The 13,745-nt window shown below is 70.9% G+C and carries 13 protein-coding genes and 1 pseudogene; 2 read left to right on the top strand and 12 right to left on the bottom strand.

Annotated features, from left to right (window positions below; all coding sequences use genetic code 11):
• Position 1 precedes the first annotated feature (1 nt).
• Together FB557_RS07220 and FB557_RS07215 are read left to right on the top strand one after the other, a co-directional pair.
• The gene (locus FB557_RS07220) at positions 2-940 is read left to right on the top strand and encodes an ABC transporter ATP-binding protein (protein ID WP_144856922.1); all 939 of its coding nucleotides are present in this window, start codon (positions 2-4) and stop codon (positions 938-940) included.
• Positions 937-2,163, top strand: coding sequence for an ABC transporter permease (locus FB557_RS07215; protein ID WP_144856921.1), 1,227 nt, complete (start codon positions 937-939; stop codon positions 2,161-2,163). Before FB557_RS07220 ends, FB557_RS07215 begins: the two co-directional genes overlap by 4 nt.
• A gap of 87 nt (positions 2,164-2,250) precedes the next feature.
• On the opposite strand, the gene FB557_RS07210 is transcribed toward FB557_RS07215, so the two are convergent.
• From FB557_RS07210 to FB557_RS07155, 12 genes and pseudogenes are all read right to left on the bottom strand, one after another.
• Complete coding sequence (locus FB557_RS07210; RefSeq protein WP_144856920.1) at positions 2,251-4,458, bottom strand: heavy metal translocating P-type ATPase; 2,208 nt, start codon at positions 4,456-4,458, stop codon at positions 2,251-2,253.
• Complete coding sequence (locus FB557_RS07205) at positions 4,458-4,676, bottom strand: heavy-metal-associated domain-containing protein (RefSeq protein WP_144856919.1); 219 nt, start codon at positions 4,674-4,676, stop codon at positions 4,458-4,460. Before FB557_RS07205 ends, FB557_RS07210 begins: the two co-directional genes overlap by 1 nt.
• 26 nt (positions 4,677-4,702) lie before the next feature.
• Entirely contained in the window at positions 4,703-4,984 is a 282-nt protein-coding gene (locus FB557_RS07200; RefSeq protein WP_144856918.1) for a metal-sensitive transcriptional regulator, read from the bottom strand.
• 201 nt (positions 4,985-5,185) lie between these two features.
• Complete coding sequence (ilvA, locus tag FB557_RS07195) at positions 5,186-6,433, bottom strand: threonine ammonia-lyase IlvA (RefSeq protein ID WP_144856917.1); 1,248 nt, start codon at positions 6,431-6,433, stop codon at positions 5,186-5,188.
• A gap of 32 nt (positions 6,434-6,465) precedes the next feature.
• Positions 6,466-6,843: a DUF779 domain-containing protein gene (locus tag FB557_RS07190; protein ID WP_144856916.1), complete on the bottom strand. Its 378-nt coding sequence runs from the start codon at positions 6,841-6,843 to the stop codon at positions 6,466-6,468.
• A gap of 74 nt (positions 6,844-6,917) precedes the next feature.
• Positions 6,918-7,771: pseudogene (locus FB557_RS07185) on the bottom strand (aldehyde dehydrogenase family protein).
• A gap of 199 nt (positions 7,772-7,970) precedes the next feature.
• Complete coding sequence (locus FB557_RS07180) at positions 7,971-8,399, bottom strand: type II toxin-antitoxin system VapC family toxin (protein ID WP_144856915.1); 429 nt, start codon at positions 8,397-8,399, stop codon at positions 7,971-7,973.
• Positions 8,396-8,638 carry a FitA-like ribbon-helix-helix domain-containing protein gene (locus tag FB557_RS07175; protein WP_246074529.1) on the bottom strand — a complete coding sequence of 81 codons (243 nt, stop codon included), beginning with the start codon at positions 8,636-8,638 and terminating at the stop codon, positions 8,396-8,398. The genes FB557_RS07180 and FB557_RS07175 overlap by 4 nt, the downstream gene beginning before the upstream one ends.
• Before the next feature lie 84 nt (positions 8,639-8,722).
• A complete protein-coding gene (gene pgm, locus FB557_RS07170; protein ID WP_144856914.1) occupies positions 8,723-10,384 on the bottom strand; it encodes a phosphoglucomutase (alpha-D-glucose-1,6-bisphosphate-dependent) in 1,662 nt (553 codons plus the stop codon).
• A 46-nt stretch (positions 10,385-10,430) separates the two neighbouring features.
• A complete protein-coding gene (locus FB557_RS07165; protein ID WP_144856913.1) occupies positions 10,431-10,805 on the bottom strand; it encodes a DUF779 domain-containing protein in 375 nt (124 codons plus the stop codon).
• Between the two features lie 23 nt (positions 10,806-10,828).
• Positions 10,829-12,352: an aldehyde dehydrogenase gene (gene adh / locus FB557_RS07160; RefSeq protein ID WP_144856912.1), complete on the bottom strand. Its 1,524-nt coding sequence runs from the start codon at positions 12,350-12,352 to the stop codon at positions 10,829-10,831.
• 100 nt (positions 12,353-12,452) lie between these two features.
• Positions 12,453-13,700, bottom strand: coding sequence for a sigma-54-dependent transcriptional regulator family protein (locus tag FB557_RS07155; RefSeq protein ID WP_144856911.1), 1,248 nt, complete (start codon positions 13,698-13,700; stop codon positions 12,453-12,455).
• Positions 13,701-13,745: the final 45 nt, after the last annotated feature.

Genomic DNA, 13,745 nt, shown 5'->3' with positions numbered 1-13,745 from the left:
CATGAGCACTGGACACACTCCTCCGACAGCGATCCACGTCGAGGAGCTCACCCGCCGGTACGGCGACCTCGTCGCCGTGGACCAGGTGAGTTTCACCGTCCCCGGCGGGCAGATGACCGGATTCGTCGGCGGCAACGGCGCGGGCAAGACGACGACGATGCGGATGATCATGGGTGTCCTCGGCATCCACGGCGGGAGAGTCCGCTGGGGGGACCGGGAGATCACCACCACCGATCGGCGCGGCACCGGCTACATGCCCGAGGAGCGCGGCCTCTACCCGAAGCAGAAGGTCCGCGAGCAGCTGATCTACCTCGCCCAGCTCAAGGGGATGAGTGCCTCGGAGGCGAAGGGGGAGGTCACCGAGTACCTTGAGCGCCTCGGCCTGGCCGAGCGCATGGACGACACCGTCGAGTCGCTCTCGCTCGGCAACCAGCAGCGGGTGCAGATCACCGCGGCCCTGGTCGACCAGCCCTCGGCGCTGATCCTCGACGAGCCGTTCAGCGGGCTGGACCCGGCGGCAGTGGACTCCATGGCCGACCTGCTGCGGGAGCACACCGCCCGAGGCGTCCCGGTGCTCTTCTCCAGCCACCAGCTCGACCTCGTCGACCGGCTGTGCGACCGGCTGGTGATCCTCGCCGGCGGGCAGGTGCGGGCCGAGGGAACTCCGGACGAGCTGCGCCAGGGGACGGCACTGCGCTACCGGGTGGTCGGCGTGAGCGACGTGGGTTGGGTGCGCGACGTCCTGCCGGACGGGGGCGGCGGAGGGCGGGTGCTCGACGTCGACGGGTCGACGGCGGTCGTCGAGCTCGCCGGCGATCCCGGCGCCGACCAGCAGGTCCTCGACCGGCTCGTGAGCGAGGCGAGCCGACGCGGCGGCCTGCGCGAGCTCGCCCCGATCATCACCCCGCTGTCCGAGATCTACCGGGAGGCCACGGCATGAGCAGCACGACCGAGCAGAGCACCCAGCGGCGCGATGCGTCGGCGCACGACCGCCGGCAGTCCGGCGCGGTCTGGCCCCTCGTCGCCAAGCGCGAGATCATGGTCAAGCTGCGTGACAAGGCCTTCATCGGCGGCACCCTGTTCTCGCTGGCGATCATCGTCGGTGTGTTCGGGTTCCAGGCCTGGAACGCCGAGCGCGACCGCACCTACGACATCGCGGTGACGAGCGAGTCGACGCAGATGGGACAGACCGTCCGTGAGGCCGCGCCCACCATCGACGACGCCGTGACCGTCGAGCTGGTCCAGGTGAGTGACGATGCCGCTGCTCGGGCCGCGCTCGACGAGGGGGAGGCCGACGCCTGGCTGCACCCTGGTGACGCCGGATGGGTGCTCGCCTCGACCTCGCAGGTCAGCTCGCAGCTGCTCGCGGTGGTCCAGCCGACCGTGACCCAGAGCGTGCTGGAGAGCAACGCCGAGGCCGCGGGCACGGACGTCGCTGCCCTGCAGCAGGGGTCCGAGGTGACCACGGAGCTGCTCGAGGGCGACGAGGACCGGCGCGGCCTCGCCCAGGCCGCGGGCATCGTCATGGCGATCCTCTTCTACATGTCGGCGATGCTCTTCGGCATGACGCTCGCGAGCAGCGTCGTCGAGGAGAAGCAGTCGCGCATCGCCGAGATCATCGCCGCCTCGATCCCGACCCGCCAGCTGCTCATCGGCAAGCTCGTCGGCAACGTCGCGCTCGCACTCGGCCAGCTGGCGATCTACGTCGCGGTCGGGCTGATCGGCCTGAGCTTCACCGATCTCGGCGGTCTGCTCCCTTCGCTCTCCGCAGGCCTGCTGTGGTTCCTCGTCTACTTCCTCGTCGGCTTCACCTGCGTCGCGGCACTCTTCGCCGTCGCCGGTGCCCTGGCCTCGCGGACCGAGGACGTCCAGTCGACGGCGACCCCGGTGACGATGCTCGTGCTCATCATGTTCTTCGGGAGCTTCTTCGTCGGGGAGTCCGCGCGGGCGGTCATGGCGTGGATCCCACCCTTCTCCGCGATCGCGATGCCCGTCGAGGTCGTTGCCGGCGAGGCGACCTGGTGGGAGGCGGTGCTGGCCCTGGTCCCGCTGATCGCGCTCACCGCGGTCGTGCTCTGGGCCGCCGAGCGGATCTACCGGCGGGCCTTGCTGCAGACCGGCGGCAAGCTCGGCTACCGCCAGGCCTGGCGGGCCGAGGTCTGAGCTGAGCTAGCTCCGACCCGACCCGACCCGACCCGGCCCGCCCAGCCCGGCCCGCGGCCGGCGGCCCGGCAATCCCCCTTCGCCGGCTCACGCGCGGCGCAGCCGCAGGCTGTTGACGACGACGCACACCGAGCTGAAGGCCATCGCGGCGCCGGCGATCATCGGGTTGAGCAGGCCGGCCATCGCGACCGGGATCGCGAGGGTGTTGTAGCCGAAGGCCCACACGAGGTTCTGCTTGATGACCTCCAGGGTCCGGTCCGAGAGGTCCATCGCCGCCGGCACCGAGAGCAGGTCATCACGCTTGAGCACGATGTCCGCCGACTCCATCGCCACGTCGGTCCCGGCGCCCATCGCCATCCCGAGGTCGGACTGGGCCAGGGCGGCAGCGTCGTTGACCCCGTCGCCGACCATCGCGACGACCCTGCCCTGCTCCTGCAGCGCGGCGATCTGGGCGTGCTTGTCCTCGGGGCGGACGTCGGCGATGACGTGCTCGGGGTCGATGCCCACCTGCTCGGCGACGGCACGGGCGTTGGTGCCGGTGTCCCCGGTGAGCAGCCAGGTCTGCAGGCCGCGGGTACGCAGCTCGCGGATCGCCTGCATCGAGCTGGGCCGGACGTCGTCGGTCACGGTCAGCGCGCCGCGGGCCTTGCCCTCCCAGCCGACGAAGACGGTCGTCCCGGGCCGGTCCAGGGTGGCCAGCTCCCCGGGGATCTCCTCGAAGAGCTCGGCCTTCCCGACGGTCACCCGGGTCCCGCCGACCTCTGCCGACGCGCCCGCGCCCGCGGTCGAGGTGAAGTCGGTGATCGCCGGCACCTTGACCCCCTTCGTCTCGGCCCGCTCGACGATCGCTCGGGCGATCGGGTGCTCGCTGCCCGACTCGACCGCGGCCGCGGCCGCGAGGACGGCGTAGGGATGCAACCCCGGCTCGGCGGCGATGTCGGTGAGCCGCGTCTGCCCGGTGGTGATGGTGCCGGTCTTGTCCAGCACGACGGTGTCGACGCGGCGAGTGTCCTCGAGTACCTGCGGCCCCTTGATGAGCACGCCCTTCTGCGCGCCCCGGGAGGTGCCGACGAGCAGGGCGGTGGGGGTCGCGAGACCGAGGGCACAGGGGCAGGCGATGACGAGCACGGTGATCGCGATGCCGAGGGCGGTCGCCGCGCTGCCGGAGCCGATCCACCAGCCGACGAAGGTGAGTAGCGCGAGCCCGAGGACGACGGGGACGAAGACCGCCGAGACCCGGTCGGCGAGGCGCTGGACGTCGGCCTTGCCGGTCTGGGCCTGCTCGACGAGCCGGGTGATCGCCGCGAGCGTGGTGTCCGCGCCGACCGCCGTGGCCCGCACGACGAGCCGGCCGGAGGTGTTGATCGTCCCGGCCTCGACCTGGTCGCCGGACTGGACGTCGACCGGCACCGACTCACCGGTGACGGTCGAGGCGTCGACCGCGCTCGTCCCGTCGACCACCTCGCCGTCGGTCGCGATCTTCTCGCCCGGCCGGACCACGAAGTGGTCGCCGACGGCCAGGTCGTCGATCGGGATGACCTGCTCGGTCGTCGCGCGCGTGGTCGCCGAGATGCGTTGCACGGTCACGCTCTTGGCGCCCAGGTCCATCAGGGAGGTCAGCGCCGAGCGGCCCTGCTCCTGCGCCCGTGACTCCAGCCACCGGCCGAGCAGGAGGAAGGCGGTCACGACCGCGGCGGTCTCGAAGTAGTAGTGCCCCTCCGCTCGTGACCCGTGCCCGGCGCCGGTGAGGAGCGCCACCAGCGACCACAGGTAGGCCGCGCCGACGCCGAGGCTGACGAGGGTGTCCATCGTCGAGCCGAGGTGCTTGGCGTTGGTGTAGGCCGCCTTGTGGAACGGCCAGGCGCACCAGAGCGCGACGGGCGTGGTGAGCAGCAGCTGCAGCCAAGGGTTCGCGGCGAACTGCCAGGGCCCCATCGCGAGGATCATGACGACGAGCGCGAGGGGAGCGGCGACGAGCAGACGTCGGCGCAGGTCGTCCTGGCGGACGTGGGTGTGCTCCGGCGGAGCGAGGCGGGACTCGGGGGTGATGACGCTCGCCTCGTACCCCGCGGACGCCACGGCCGCGAGCAGCTCGTCCTCGGTGATCGTCGGGGGGTGACTGACCCGGGCCTTCTCCGTGGCGAGGTTGACCGTGGCGCTCACCCCGTCGAGCTTTGCGAGCTTCTTCTCCACCCGGGCAACGCACGAGGCGCAGGTCATCCCCGTGATCGCGAGGTCGACCTCCTGGAGGTCGGTCGCGACCTCGGGTGCGGTCTCGGTCGTGGGGGTGGCCATCAGAAGGTCACCGTGTAGCCCGCCTCGTCGACGGCCGCGGTGATGGCGTCCTGGCTGACGGGGCGCTCGGTCGTGATCGTCACGGGGGAGTCACCGCCGGCGACGAGGTCGACCGCGACGTCGGTGACGCCGTCGATCTCGATGAGCTCCTCGGTGACGTGCTTGACGCAGTTGCCGCAGGTCATGCCTGTGACGGTGAAGGTGGTCTGCTCGCTCATGTGTGGATCCTCTCCGGGGGTGGTCGTCAGGAACGGACGAGTCGGGCGATGGCGTCGCTGGCCTCGCGGACCTTGTCGGCGGCGGCCTCGTCGGACTCGCGGGCCGCGTCGAGCACGCAGTGGCCGACGTGGTCCTCGAGCAGGCCGAGGCTGACCGCCTGGAGCGCCTTGGTCACCGCGCTCACCTGGGTGAGCACGTCGATGCAGTAGGTGTCCTCCTCGACCATCCTCGCGATGCCGCGGACCTGGCCCTCGATGCGGGCCAGACGCTTGAGGTAGGCCTCCTTGTCGCCGCTGTAGCCACTCATGCGGCCATGGTATCTCATACCCCTACCCCCTATGCGTAGGGGACAGGGGTATCGGAGGGGTTGGCGGCGCTGTCGGCTGACTCCGACTCTGCCCCAGATGCTGGGGCAACGGCTGAGTGGCCGTCGCCCCTCGGGGGTCCTGCCTGGCCGTACGCAGAGAGGATGGGCCGCGGGAGGTCGGGTCGAGCGGTGTCGGGTCGCTCAGCCGATGAAGCGGAAGAGTGGGCTCGTCGGGTCGATCCGCTCGATGACCATCGGCGCGGTCTCCATCCGCGCCAGCAGCGGGAGCAGGTCGTCCGGGGAGCCCAGCTCGAGTCCGACCAGAGCCGGCCCGGTCTCCCGGTTGGAGCGCTTGACGTACTCGAAGTAGGCGATGTCGTCCTCCGGCCCGAGCACCTCGTCGAGGAAGCTGCGCAGCGCACCGGGCTCCTGGGGGAACTCCACGAGGAAGTAGTGCTTGCGTCCCTCGTGGATCAGCGCCCGCTCGACGACGTCGGCATAGCGGGAGACGTCGTTGTTCCCGCCGGAGAGCACCGCGACGACCGTGCTGCCCGGCGTCAGACCGAGCGAAGGGAGAGCGGCCGACGCCAGCGCCCCCGCGGGCTCGGCGATGATCCCCTCGGTCTGGTAGAGGGCGAGCATCTCCACGCACACCGCGCCCTCGTCGGCCGTCGTCAGCTCGCACCCGGCGGCCGCCACAGCCGCGTAGGTCAGCTCGCCGACCCGGCGCACCGCTGCACCGTCGACGAACCGGTCCATCTGCTCCAAGGCGACGGGTCCTCCCTTCGCCAGGGCGGCGGTCATCGACGCGGCCCCGGCCGGCTCGACCCCGACGACCCGGGTCTGCGGGTGCCGCTGGGAGAACCACGTGGCCAGCCCGCCGAGCAGCCCGCCGCCGCCGACCGGGACGACGACGACGTCCGGCGCGGCGCCGAGGTCGGCGACGATCTCGGGGCCGATCGTGCCCTGTCCGGCCATCGTCTGCGCCGCGTCGAAGGCCGGGATGACGCTCGCCCCGGTGCGCGCCGCGTCGTCGAGAGCCGCCGCGGCCGCGTCGTCGTAGACATCGCCGCCGACGATCACCTCGACGGAGTCGCCGCCGAGTGCGGACACCCGGTCACGCTTCTGGCGGGGAGTGGTCCGGGGCAGGTAGATCCGAGCCCGGACGCCGAGCTCGCGCGCGGCCAGAGCCACCCCCTGAGCGTGGTTGCCGGCAGAGGCGCAGACCACCCCCTTCGCCCGGGTGGCGTCATCGAGGGAAGCGATCAGGGTGTAGGCACCGCGCAGCTTGTACGAGCGCACCGGCTGCAGGTCCTCGCGCTTGAGGTGCACCTCGGCTCCGGTGGCCGCGGACAGTCGGGGCGAGAGGCGAAGGAGGGTGTGCCGGGCCACCCCGTCGAGCAGGCTCGCGGCGCGCTCGACGTCGTCGGCGGTGATCGGTGCAGTCACGCTGCCACGGTATGCCGCTCGCCGGGGTCGGCCTACAGCAGTCCGTGGTGGGCCAGCTCCTCCTCGGTCATCACCCGACTACGGATGAGGAAGCGCACCCCTTCGGGCGCCTCGACGGAGAAGCCCGAGCCGCGGCCCGGGACGACGTCTACGGTCAGATGGGTGTGCTTCCAGTACTCGTACTGGCTCTTGCTCATCCAGAACTCGACCGGCGTCGCGCGGCCGGCGGGTAGCGTCGCGAGCAGCACGTCGGCGTCGCCGGTCAGGAAGTCCCCGGCCGGGTAGCACATCGGCGCCGACCCGTCACAGCAGCCGCCGGACTGGTGGAACATCAATGGCCCGTGGGTGTCCTCGAGCCGCTCGATGAGCTCAACGGCGCTGTCGGTGAGCTGGACCTTGTCGGTGGTCATCGCCCTTCCTTCCTCCTCGGTGCCCGGGCGAAGGGGGGGAGGCTCGCCCCCTTCGCCCGGCCCGAAGGTGCCGATCAGAAGAAGCCGAGCTTGTCCTTGCTGTAGCTGACGAGCAGGTTCTTCGTCTGCTGGTAGTGGTCGAGCATCATCTTGTGGTTCTCCCGGCCGATGCCGGACTGCTTGTACCCGCCGAAGGCGGCGTGCGCGGGGTACTGGTGGTAGCAGTTGGTCCAGACCCGGCCGGCCTTGATGCCGCGGCCCATCTCGTAGGCGGTGTGCATGCTGCGCGACCACACGCCGGCGCCGAGGCCGTAGAGGGTGTCGTTGGAGACCTCCAGCGCCTCCGCCTGGTCGGCGAAGCTCGTGAGCGAGACGACCGGGCCGAAGATCTCCTCCTGGAAGATCCGCATCGAGTTCTTGCCCTCGAAGACCGTCGGCTGGATGTAGAAGCCGCCGGCGAGGTCGCCGTCGAGCTCGAGCTTGTCGCCGCCGGTGAGGGCCTTCGCGCCCTCCTGCTTGCCGATGTCGAGGTAGCTGAGGATCTTCTCGAACTGGTCGTTGCTCGCCTGGGCGCCCATCATCGTGTCGGGGTCGAACTGCCTTGCCGTTGTCCCAGGTCTCGATGACGGCGAGGTCCTCGAGGTTGTCCTCCATGACCTGGGCGATCTTCAGCAGCACCCCGGACCGCTCGGCCGGCGAGGACTTGGCCCAGGCCTCGGCCGCGGCGTGCGCGGCGTCGAGGGCGGCCTCGATGTCCTCCGCCGTACCGCGGGCGATGCTCGTGAAGTTGGCCCCGGTGACCGGCGTGGGGTTCTCGAAGTACTGGCCCCCCCTTCGGCGCCACCCACTCACCCCCGATGTAGTGGTCGTAGCGCTCCTTGACCTCGATCGAGCTCTCCGGGCTCCCGGGCTGTGGGTAGGCAGACATGGGTCCCTCCGGCGTCATCGGCCGGCGGCCCCGTTGCCCCGGCCCGTCCACCGAGCCTAGCCCCGCCGGGTCCCCCTTCGCCCCGTCCTCCGCGACCGAAGTGCTGCCAGCAGCAGTTCGGCACGCCAGCAGCACGTCGAGCTGCTGCTGGCTCACCCAGAGGCAGCCAGCAGCATTTCGGTCCGGGGGCGAAGGGAGGTCAGCCCCGCGCGAAGCCGAAGGGGTTGACCATGTCCAGGGAGGGCAGGTGGTCGAAGTCCTTGGTGTTCCGGGTGGCGAGAGTGAGCCCGCGAGCCAGGCAGGTGCCGGCTATCTGGGCGTCGGCGAGCGTCATCGGGTGGCCGCTCGACGCGGACCCGACGAGCACCTCGGCCGTGCTCACCGCGGCCTCTCGGTCGTAGTCGACGACGACGTGCGAGTGGGCAGCCATCACCGTGGACCACGCCTCCTCCAGGCCGGCTCGGCGGGCGCTGGCAGGCAACCGCCTGATGCCGTACTTGATCTCCTGGACCGTGATCACCGAGAGGGCGAGCTCGCCGACGCCCTTCGCCTCGGCCCAGGCCGACACGACGGCGTCCGGGGTGGGGCGCATGAACTCGCTGACGACGTTGGTGTCCACGAGGATCACGGCAGGTCGACCTCACGGGGCAGGTCGCGGCGAGCAGGGAGATCAAGCTCGGTGGGCACGTCGGCGGTCCGGGCCTGCAGCTCGAGCAGGACGTTACGCGTCGGGGCATCCACCGCCGCGGCGAGGATTCCTCTGACCTCGGCCTCGACCGAGCGTCCGTGGCGCGCCGCGAGCGCCCGCAGCCGGTCGTGGGTGGCCTCGTCAACGTTGCGGATGGTCAGGTTCGCGATGGTGACCACCTCCTGCTAGCAATGCTAGCAAGGTCTCGACCTGTCGCTCGGGCCGCCGACCGCCTTCGCGCTCTGAGACCCACCACCCGCCGCTTACCCGGCCAGCACCTCGTCGACGAGGGCCTTCGCGTCGGCCTGGACCTGAGCGAGGTGCTCGGGGCCGCGGAAGGACTCGGCGTAGATCTTGTAGACGTCCTCGGTCCCCGACGGGCGCGCGGCGAACCAGGCCGACTCCGTCGTCACCTTGAGCCCGCCGATGGCGGCGCCGTTGCCCGGAGCCTCGGTGAGCTTCGCGGTGATCGGCTCGCCCGCGATCTCGGTCGCCTCGACGGCCGAAGGGGTGAGCGCCGCGAGCTTGGCCTTCTGCTCCCGGTCGGCGGGGGCGTCGATCCGGGCGTAGGCGGGGTCGCCGTGCTGCTCGACGAGATCGGCGTAGTGCTGCGACGGGGACCGCCCGGTCCGTGCCTGGATCTCCGAGGCGAGCAGGGCGAGGATGATCCCGTCCTTGTCGGTGGTCCACACCGTGCCGTCCATCCGCAGGAAGCTCGCCCCGGCCGACTCCTCGCCGCCGAAGCCGACGGACCCGTCGAGCAGCCCCGGCACGAACCACTTGAAGCCGACCGGCACCTCCCACAGCTCCTTGCCGATGTCGGCGGCTACGCGGTCGATCATCGAGCTCGACACGAGGGTCTTGCCGATCCGCCCGCTGCTCCATCCCGGTCGCGCCCCGCCGTAGAGGTAGTGGATGGCCACGGCGAGGTAGTGGTTGGGGTTCATCAGCCCGGCGTCGGGGGTGACGATGCCGTGCCGGTCGGCGTCGGCGTCGTTACCGGTGGCGATGTCGTACTCATCCTTGCGGCCGATCAGCGAGGCCATCGCGGATGGCGAGCTGCAGTCCATCCGGATCTTGCCGTCCCAGTCGAGGGTCATGAATCGCCACGTGGGGTCGACCTCGGGGTTGACGACGGTGAGGTCGAGGCGGTGCCGCTCGGCGATCGCGCCCCAGTACTCGACGGCCGCGCCGCCGAGCGGGTCGGCACCGATGCGCACCCCGGCCTCGCGGATCGCGTCGAGGTCGACCACCGACGGCAGGTCATCGACATAGCTGCCGAGGAAGTCGTAGCGCTGGCACTGAGCCACCGCACGGGCGAAGGGGGTGCGGGCCACCCCCTTGAGGTCGGCCCGGAGGTAGTCGTTCGCGGCGGCGGCGATGGCCTTCGTCGCGTCGGAGTCGGCCGGTCCGCCGTGCGGCGGGTTGTACTTGAAGCCACCGTCGCTCGGGGGGTTGTGGGAGGGGGTGACGACGATCCCGTCGGCGAGGCCGGAGGCGCCGGTCGCCCCCTTCGTACCCAGGTCCTTGCCCCGGTTGGCGGTGAGGATGGCGTGGCTGACGGCCGGTGTCGGGGTGTACCCGTCACGCTCGTCAATCAGCACGGTGACGCCGCCCGCCACGAGCACCTCGATCGCGCTGATCCAGGCCGGCTCGGAGAGGCCGTGGGTGTCGCGCCCGAGGAAGAGGGGCCCGTCGACCCCCTTCGCCCGGCGGTGGTCGACGATCGCCTGGGTCGTCGCGAGGATGTGCGCCTCGTTGAAGGACGTCTTGAGCGAGCTGCCGCGGTGCCCGGAGGTGCCGAAGGCGACCTGCTGGTCGACGTCCTCGGGGTCCGGCTGCTGCGTGTAGTAGGCCGTCACCAGGTGGGCGACGTCGACGAGGTCCTCTGGGCGTGCGGGCTGTCCGGCGCGGTTCTCGCTCATGCTCCGACGCTACTCGTCGGAGGGCGGTGCGGGCGGGGGTGTTCGCTCAGAGGAGACCGTGCTCCTGCAGCTCGTCGGAGGACATCAGCCGCGACCGGATGAGGAAGCGGACCCCCTCCGGCGCCTCGACCGAGAAGCCCGACCCGCGGCCGGGGACGACGTCGACGGTGAGGTGGGTGTGCTTCCAGTACTCGTACTGGCTGGCGCTCATCCAGAACTCCACCGGGGTCGCCGACCCGGCCGGCAGAGTGGCGAGGAGGACGTCGGAGTCGCCGGTCATGAACTCCCCGACGGGGTAGCACATCGGCGCCGACCCGTCGCAGCAGCCACCGGACTGGTGGAACATCAGCGGCCCGTGCCGCTGCTCCAGCCGCTCCAGCAGCTCGACCGCGCTCTCGGTGAGCTCGACCTTTTCGCTCATGACGTCCTCCTCGCTCAGACCTGTCAGAAGAAGCCGAGCTTGTCCTTGCTGTAGCTGACGAGCAGGTTCTTCGTCTGCTGGTAGTGGTCGAGCATCATCTTGTGGTTCTCCCGGCCGATGCCGGACTGCTTGTACCCGCCGAAGGCCGCGTGCGCCGGGTACTGGTGGTAGCAGTTCGTCCACACCCGGCCGGCCTTGATCCCGCGACCCATCTCGAAGGTCGTGTGCGCGCTGCGCGACCACACCCCGGCGCCGAGGCCGTAGAGGGTGTCGTTGGCGATCTCCAGCGCCTCCGCCTGGTCGGCGAAGCTCGTGAGCGAGACGACCGGGCCGAAGATCTCCTCCTGGAAGATCCGCATCGAGTTCTTGCCCTCGAAGACCGTCGGCTGGATGTAGAAGCCGCCCGCGAGGTCGCCCTCGAGCTCGAGCTTGTCACCGCCGGTGAGGGCCTTCGCGCCCTCCTGCTTGCCGATGTCGAGGTAGCTGAGGATCTTCTCGAACTGGTCGTTGCTCGCCTGGGCGCCCATCATCGTGTCGGGGTCGAGGGGGTTGCCCTGCTTGACCGCCTTGACCCGCTCGATCGCGTCACCGACGAAGCCGTCGTACATCGACCGCTGGACCAGGGCCCGCGAGGGGCAGGTGCACACCTCGCCCTGGTTGAGGGCGAACATGGCGAAGCCTTCGAGCGCCTTGTCGTAGAAGGCGTCCTTCTCGTCCGCGACGTCGCCGAAGAAGACGTTCGGCGACTTGCCCCCGAGCTCGAGCGTTACCGGGATGATGTTCTGGCTCGCGTACTGCATGATGAGCCGGCCCGTTGTCGTCTCACCGGTGAAGGCGATCTTCGCGATCCGGGGGTTCGACGCGAGCGGCTTGCCCGCCTCGACGCCGAATCCGTTGACGATGTTGAGCACGCCGGCCGGCAGGACGTCGCCGATGAGCTCGGCGAGTTTGAGGATCGACCACGGGGTCTGCTCGGCGGGCTTGAGCACGACGGCATTGCCGGCGGCCAGCGCGGGCGCGAGCTTCCACACCGCCATGAGGATGGGGAAGTTCCAGGGGATGATCTGCCCGACGACGCCGAGCGGCTCGTGGAAGTGGTAGGCGATCGTCGTCTCGTCGATCTCGGAGATGCCGCCCTCCTGCGCCCGGATCGCGCCGGCGAAGTAGCGGAAGTGGTCGATCGCGAGCGGTATGTCGGCGGCGAGGGTCTCGCGGACCGCCTTGCCGTTGTCCCACGTCTCGATGACGGCGAGGTCCTCGAGGTTGGCCTCCATGATGTCGGCGATCTTCAGCAGGGCGTTCGCGCGCTCGGTGGTGGAGGTCTTGCCCCAGGCCTCGGCGGCGGCGTGCGCGGCGTCGAGGGCGGCCTCGATGTCGTCGGCCGTGCCGCGGGCAACGCTCGTGAAGACCTGGCCGGTGACGGGGGTCGGGTTCTCGAAGTACTCGCCGCCCTTGGGGGCGACCCACTTCCCGCCGATGTAGTGGTCGTAGCGCTCCTTGACCTCGATGCCGCTCTCCGAGGATCCGGGCTGGGGGTAGACGGTCATGCGTGCCTCCGGCGTCCGTGGTCGACGCGCCGTTGCGTCGACCGTTGGCGGGACGTTAGGGCCACCCAGGTTGGTCGAAGGTAGGTCGGCGCGGAGCTGGTCAGCCCCGGGCCCTGCGGAGCGCGAGCAGCTCGGGGCGAAGGGGGTGGGCGACGCCGTCCCGGTCGACCCGGGCGAGAGCGGCGTCGAGGACGTCGGTGTCGTAGGGGGCGGCCTCGGCGTAGCGGACGGCAGCGACCGGGTCGGGATCGGCGAGCAGGGCCTCGCGGACCGCGACGGCGAGGTAGTCGGCAGTGTCGGCGAGCTCGGGGGAGTCCGTCCCCGGCACGAGGTCGCCGCCGTAGGCCTCGACGGCTGCCCGGACGTCGCCGCGGCGCACGGCATCACGCACGGCAAGGAAGTCGGACGTCACCGGCAGGTCGAGCCGGTACGGGCGTGAGGCGAGTCGTCCGCCGAGCGCCGACCGCAGGTGGGAGACCTCGGCCTTGAGCGTGCCCGACGAGACCTGACGGTCGCCGTAGAGGCGGGCGTGGAGCTGCTCGAGGGAGAGCCCCTCAGGGTGGAGGACGAGCAGCGCGAGGATCTCCGACTGACGTCGGGTGAGCAGTAGCCGGGCCCCATCGAGCCAGCCCTCGACCCGGCCGAGGAGGCGCAGGTGCAGCCCGCGCACCGGCGCATGGTCGAGCGTCGACGGTGACGGCCCGACGGCCCCGAGCCGACTCTCCACGAGCCGGGCCAGAGCCTGCGCCGTCGTCGCGCCGAGGGGGTGGGCCCGGTCCCAGGTCGTCGACAGGTCGAGCACCCCGAGCTGGGCGCCGGTCCTCGGGTCGTGCAGCGGCGCGGCCCAGCACACCCACGAGTGGACGATCGAGGCGTAGTGCTCGGCGGAGAAGACGGTTGTCGTCGCGTCCGTGCGCAGGGCGAGGTTGAGGGCGTTGGTGCCGATGCTCGCCTCGTCCCACCGGCCCCCGGCGACGAAGTTCACCGACTCGGCCTTGCGCCGCATGATCCGGCCCCCGTAGGTCCACAGGATCCGGGTCTGCGGGTCGGTGACGGCGACGACCAGGTCGCCGTCGTCGGCGACGCTGCGCAGGTCCTCGGCGAGGTCGTGCACGGCCTGATGGAGGGGCGAGGAGGCGAAGTACGCGGAGGTCTCGTCCTCGTCGGCCATCGGGGCGCTCGTCACCGCCGGCGTCGTGGCGGCGTCGCTGCGCTGCCACGACTCGAGGATCTCGGGGCGCACCTCTGGCTCCGCCGGCTCGCGACCCACCCAGCTCTCCCAGGCGCGCTCGGCCGCGCGTCGTCGGCCGTGCAGGCCCTCGGAGGACCCGCCGGACGGTCGGGACATGAGCGGTCCCCCTTCGCGTCGGTGCGTGTGATCACGTTACCGACG

The sequence above is a fragment of the Marihabitans asiaticum genome (assembly GCF_007828725.1).
Lineage (GTDB): Bacteria > Actinomycetota > Actinomycetes > Actinomycetales > Dermatophilaceae > Marihabitans > Marihabitans asiaticum.
This window is presented reverse-complemented; position numbering and strand designations above follow the sequence as displayed.

What these genes read in the sequence shown, in the direction of transcription:
- FB557_RS07165 (WP_144856913.1), bottom strand. Translation starts at nt 10,805, where the DNA reads ATGAGCGAAAAGGTCGAGCTCACCGAGAGCGCGGTCGAGCTGCTGGAG.
- FB557_RS07220 (WP_144856922.1), top strand. Translation starts at nt 2, where the DNA reads ATGAGCACTGGACACACTCCTCCGACAGCGATCCACGTCGAGGAGCTC.
- FB557_RS07190 (WP_144856916.1), bottom strand. Translation starts at nt 6,843, where the DNA reads ATGACCACCGACAAGGTCCAGCTCACCGACAGCGCCGTTGAGCTCATC.
- FB557_RS07155 (WP_144856911.1), bottom strand. Translation starts at nt 13,700, where the DNA reads ATGTCCCGACCGTCCGGCGGGTCCTCCGAGGGCCTGCACGGCCGACGA.
- FB557_RS07210 (WP_144856920.1), bottom strand. Translation starts at nt 4,458, where the DNA reads ATGGCCACCCCCACGACCGAGACCGCACCCGAGGTCGCGACCGACCTC.
- pgm (WP_144856914.1), bottom strand. Translation starts at nt 10,384, where the DNA reads ATGAGCGAGAACCGCGCCGGACAGCCCGCACGCCCAGAGGACCTCGTC.
- FB557_RS07200 (WP_144856918.1), bottom strand. Translation starts at nt 4,984, where the DNA reads ATGAGTGGCTACAGCGGCGACAAGGAGGCCTACCTCAAGCGTCTGGCC.
- adh (WP_144856912.1), bottom strand. Translation starts at nt 12,352, where the DNA reads ATGACCGTCTACCCCCAGCCCGGATCCTCGGAGAGCGGCATCGAGGTC.
- FB557_RS07205 (WP_144856919.1), bottom strand. Translation starts at nt 4,676, where the DNA reads ATGAGCGAGCAGACCACCTTCACCGTCACAGGCATGACCTGCGGCAAC.
- FB557_RS07215 (WP_144856921.1), top strand. Translation starts at nt 937, where the DNA reads ATGAGCAGCACGACCGAGCAGAGCACCCAGCGGCGCGATGCGTCGGCG.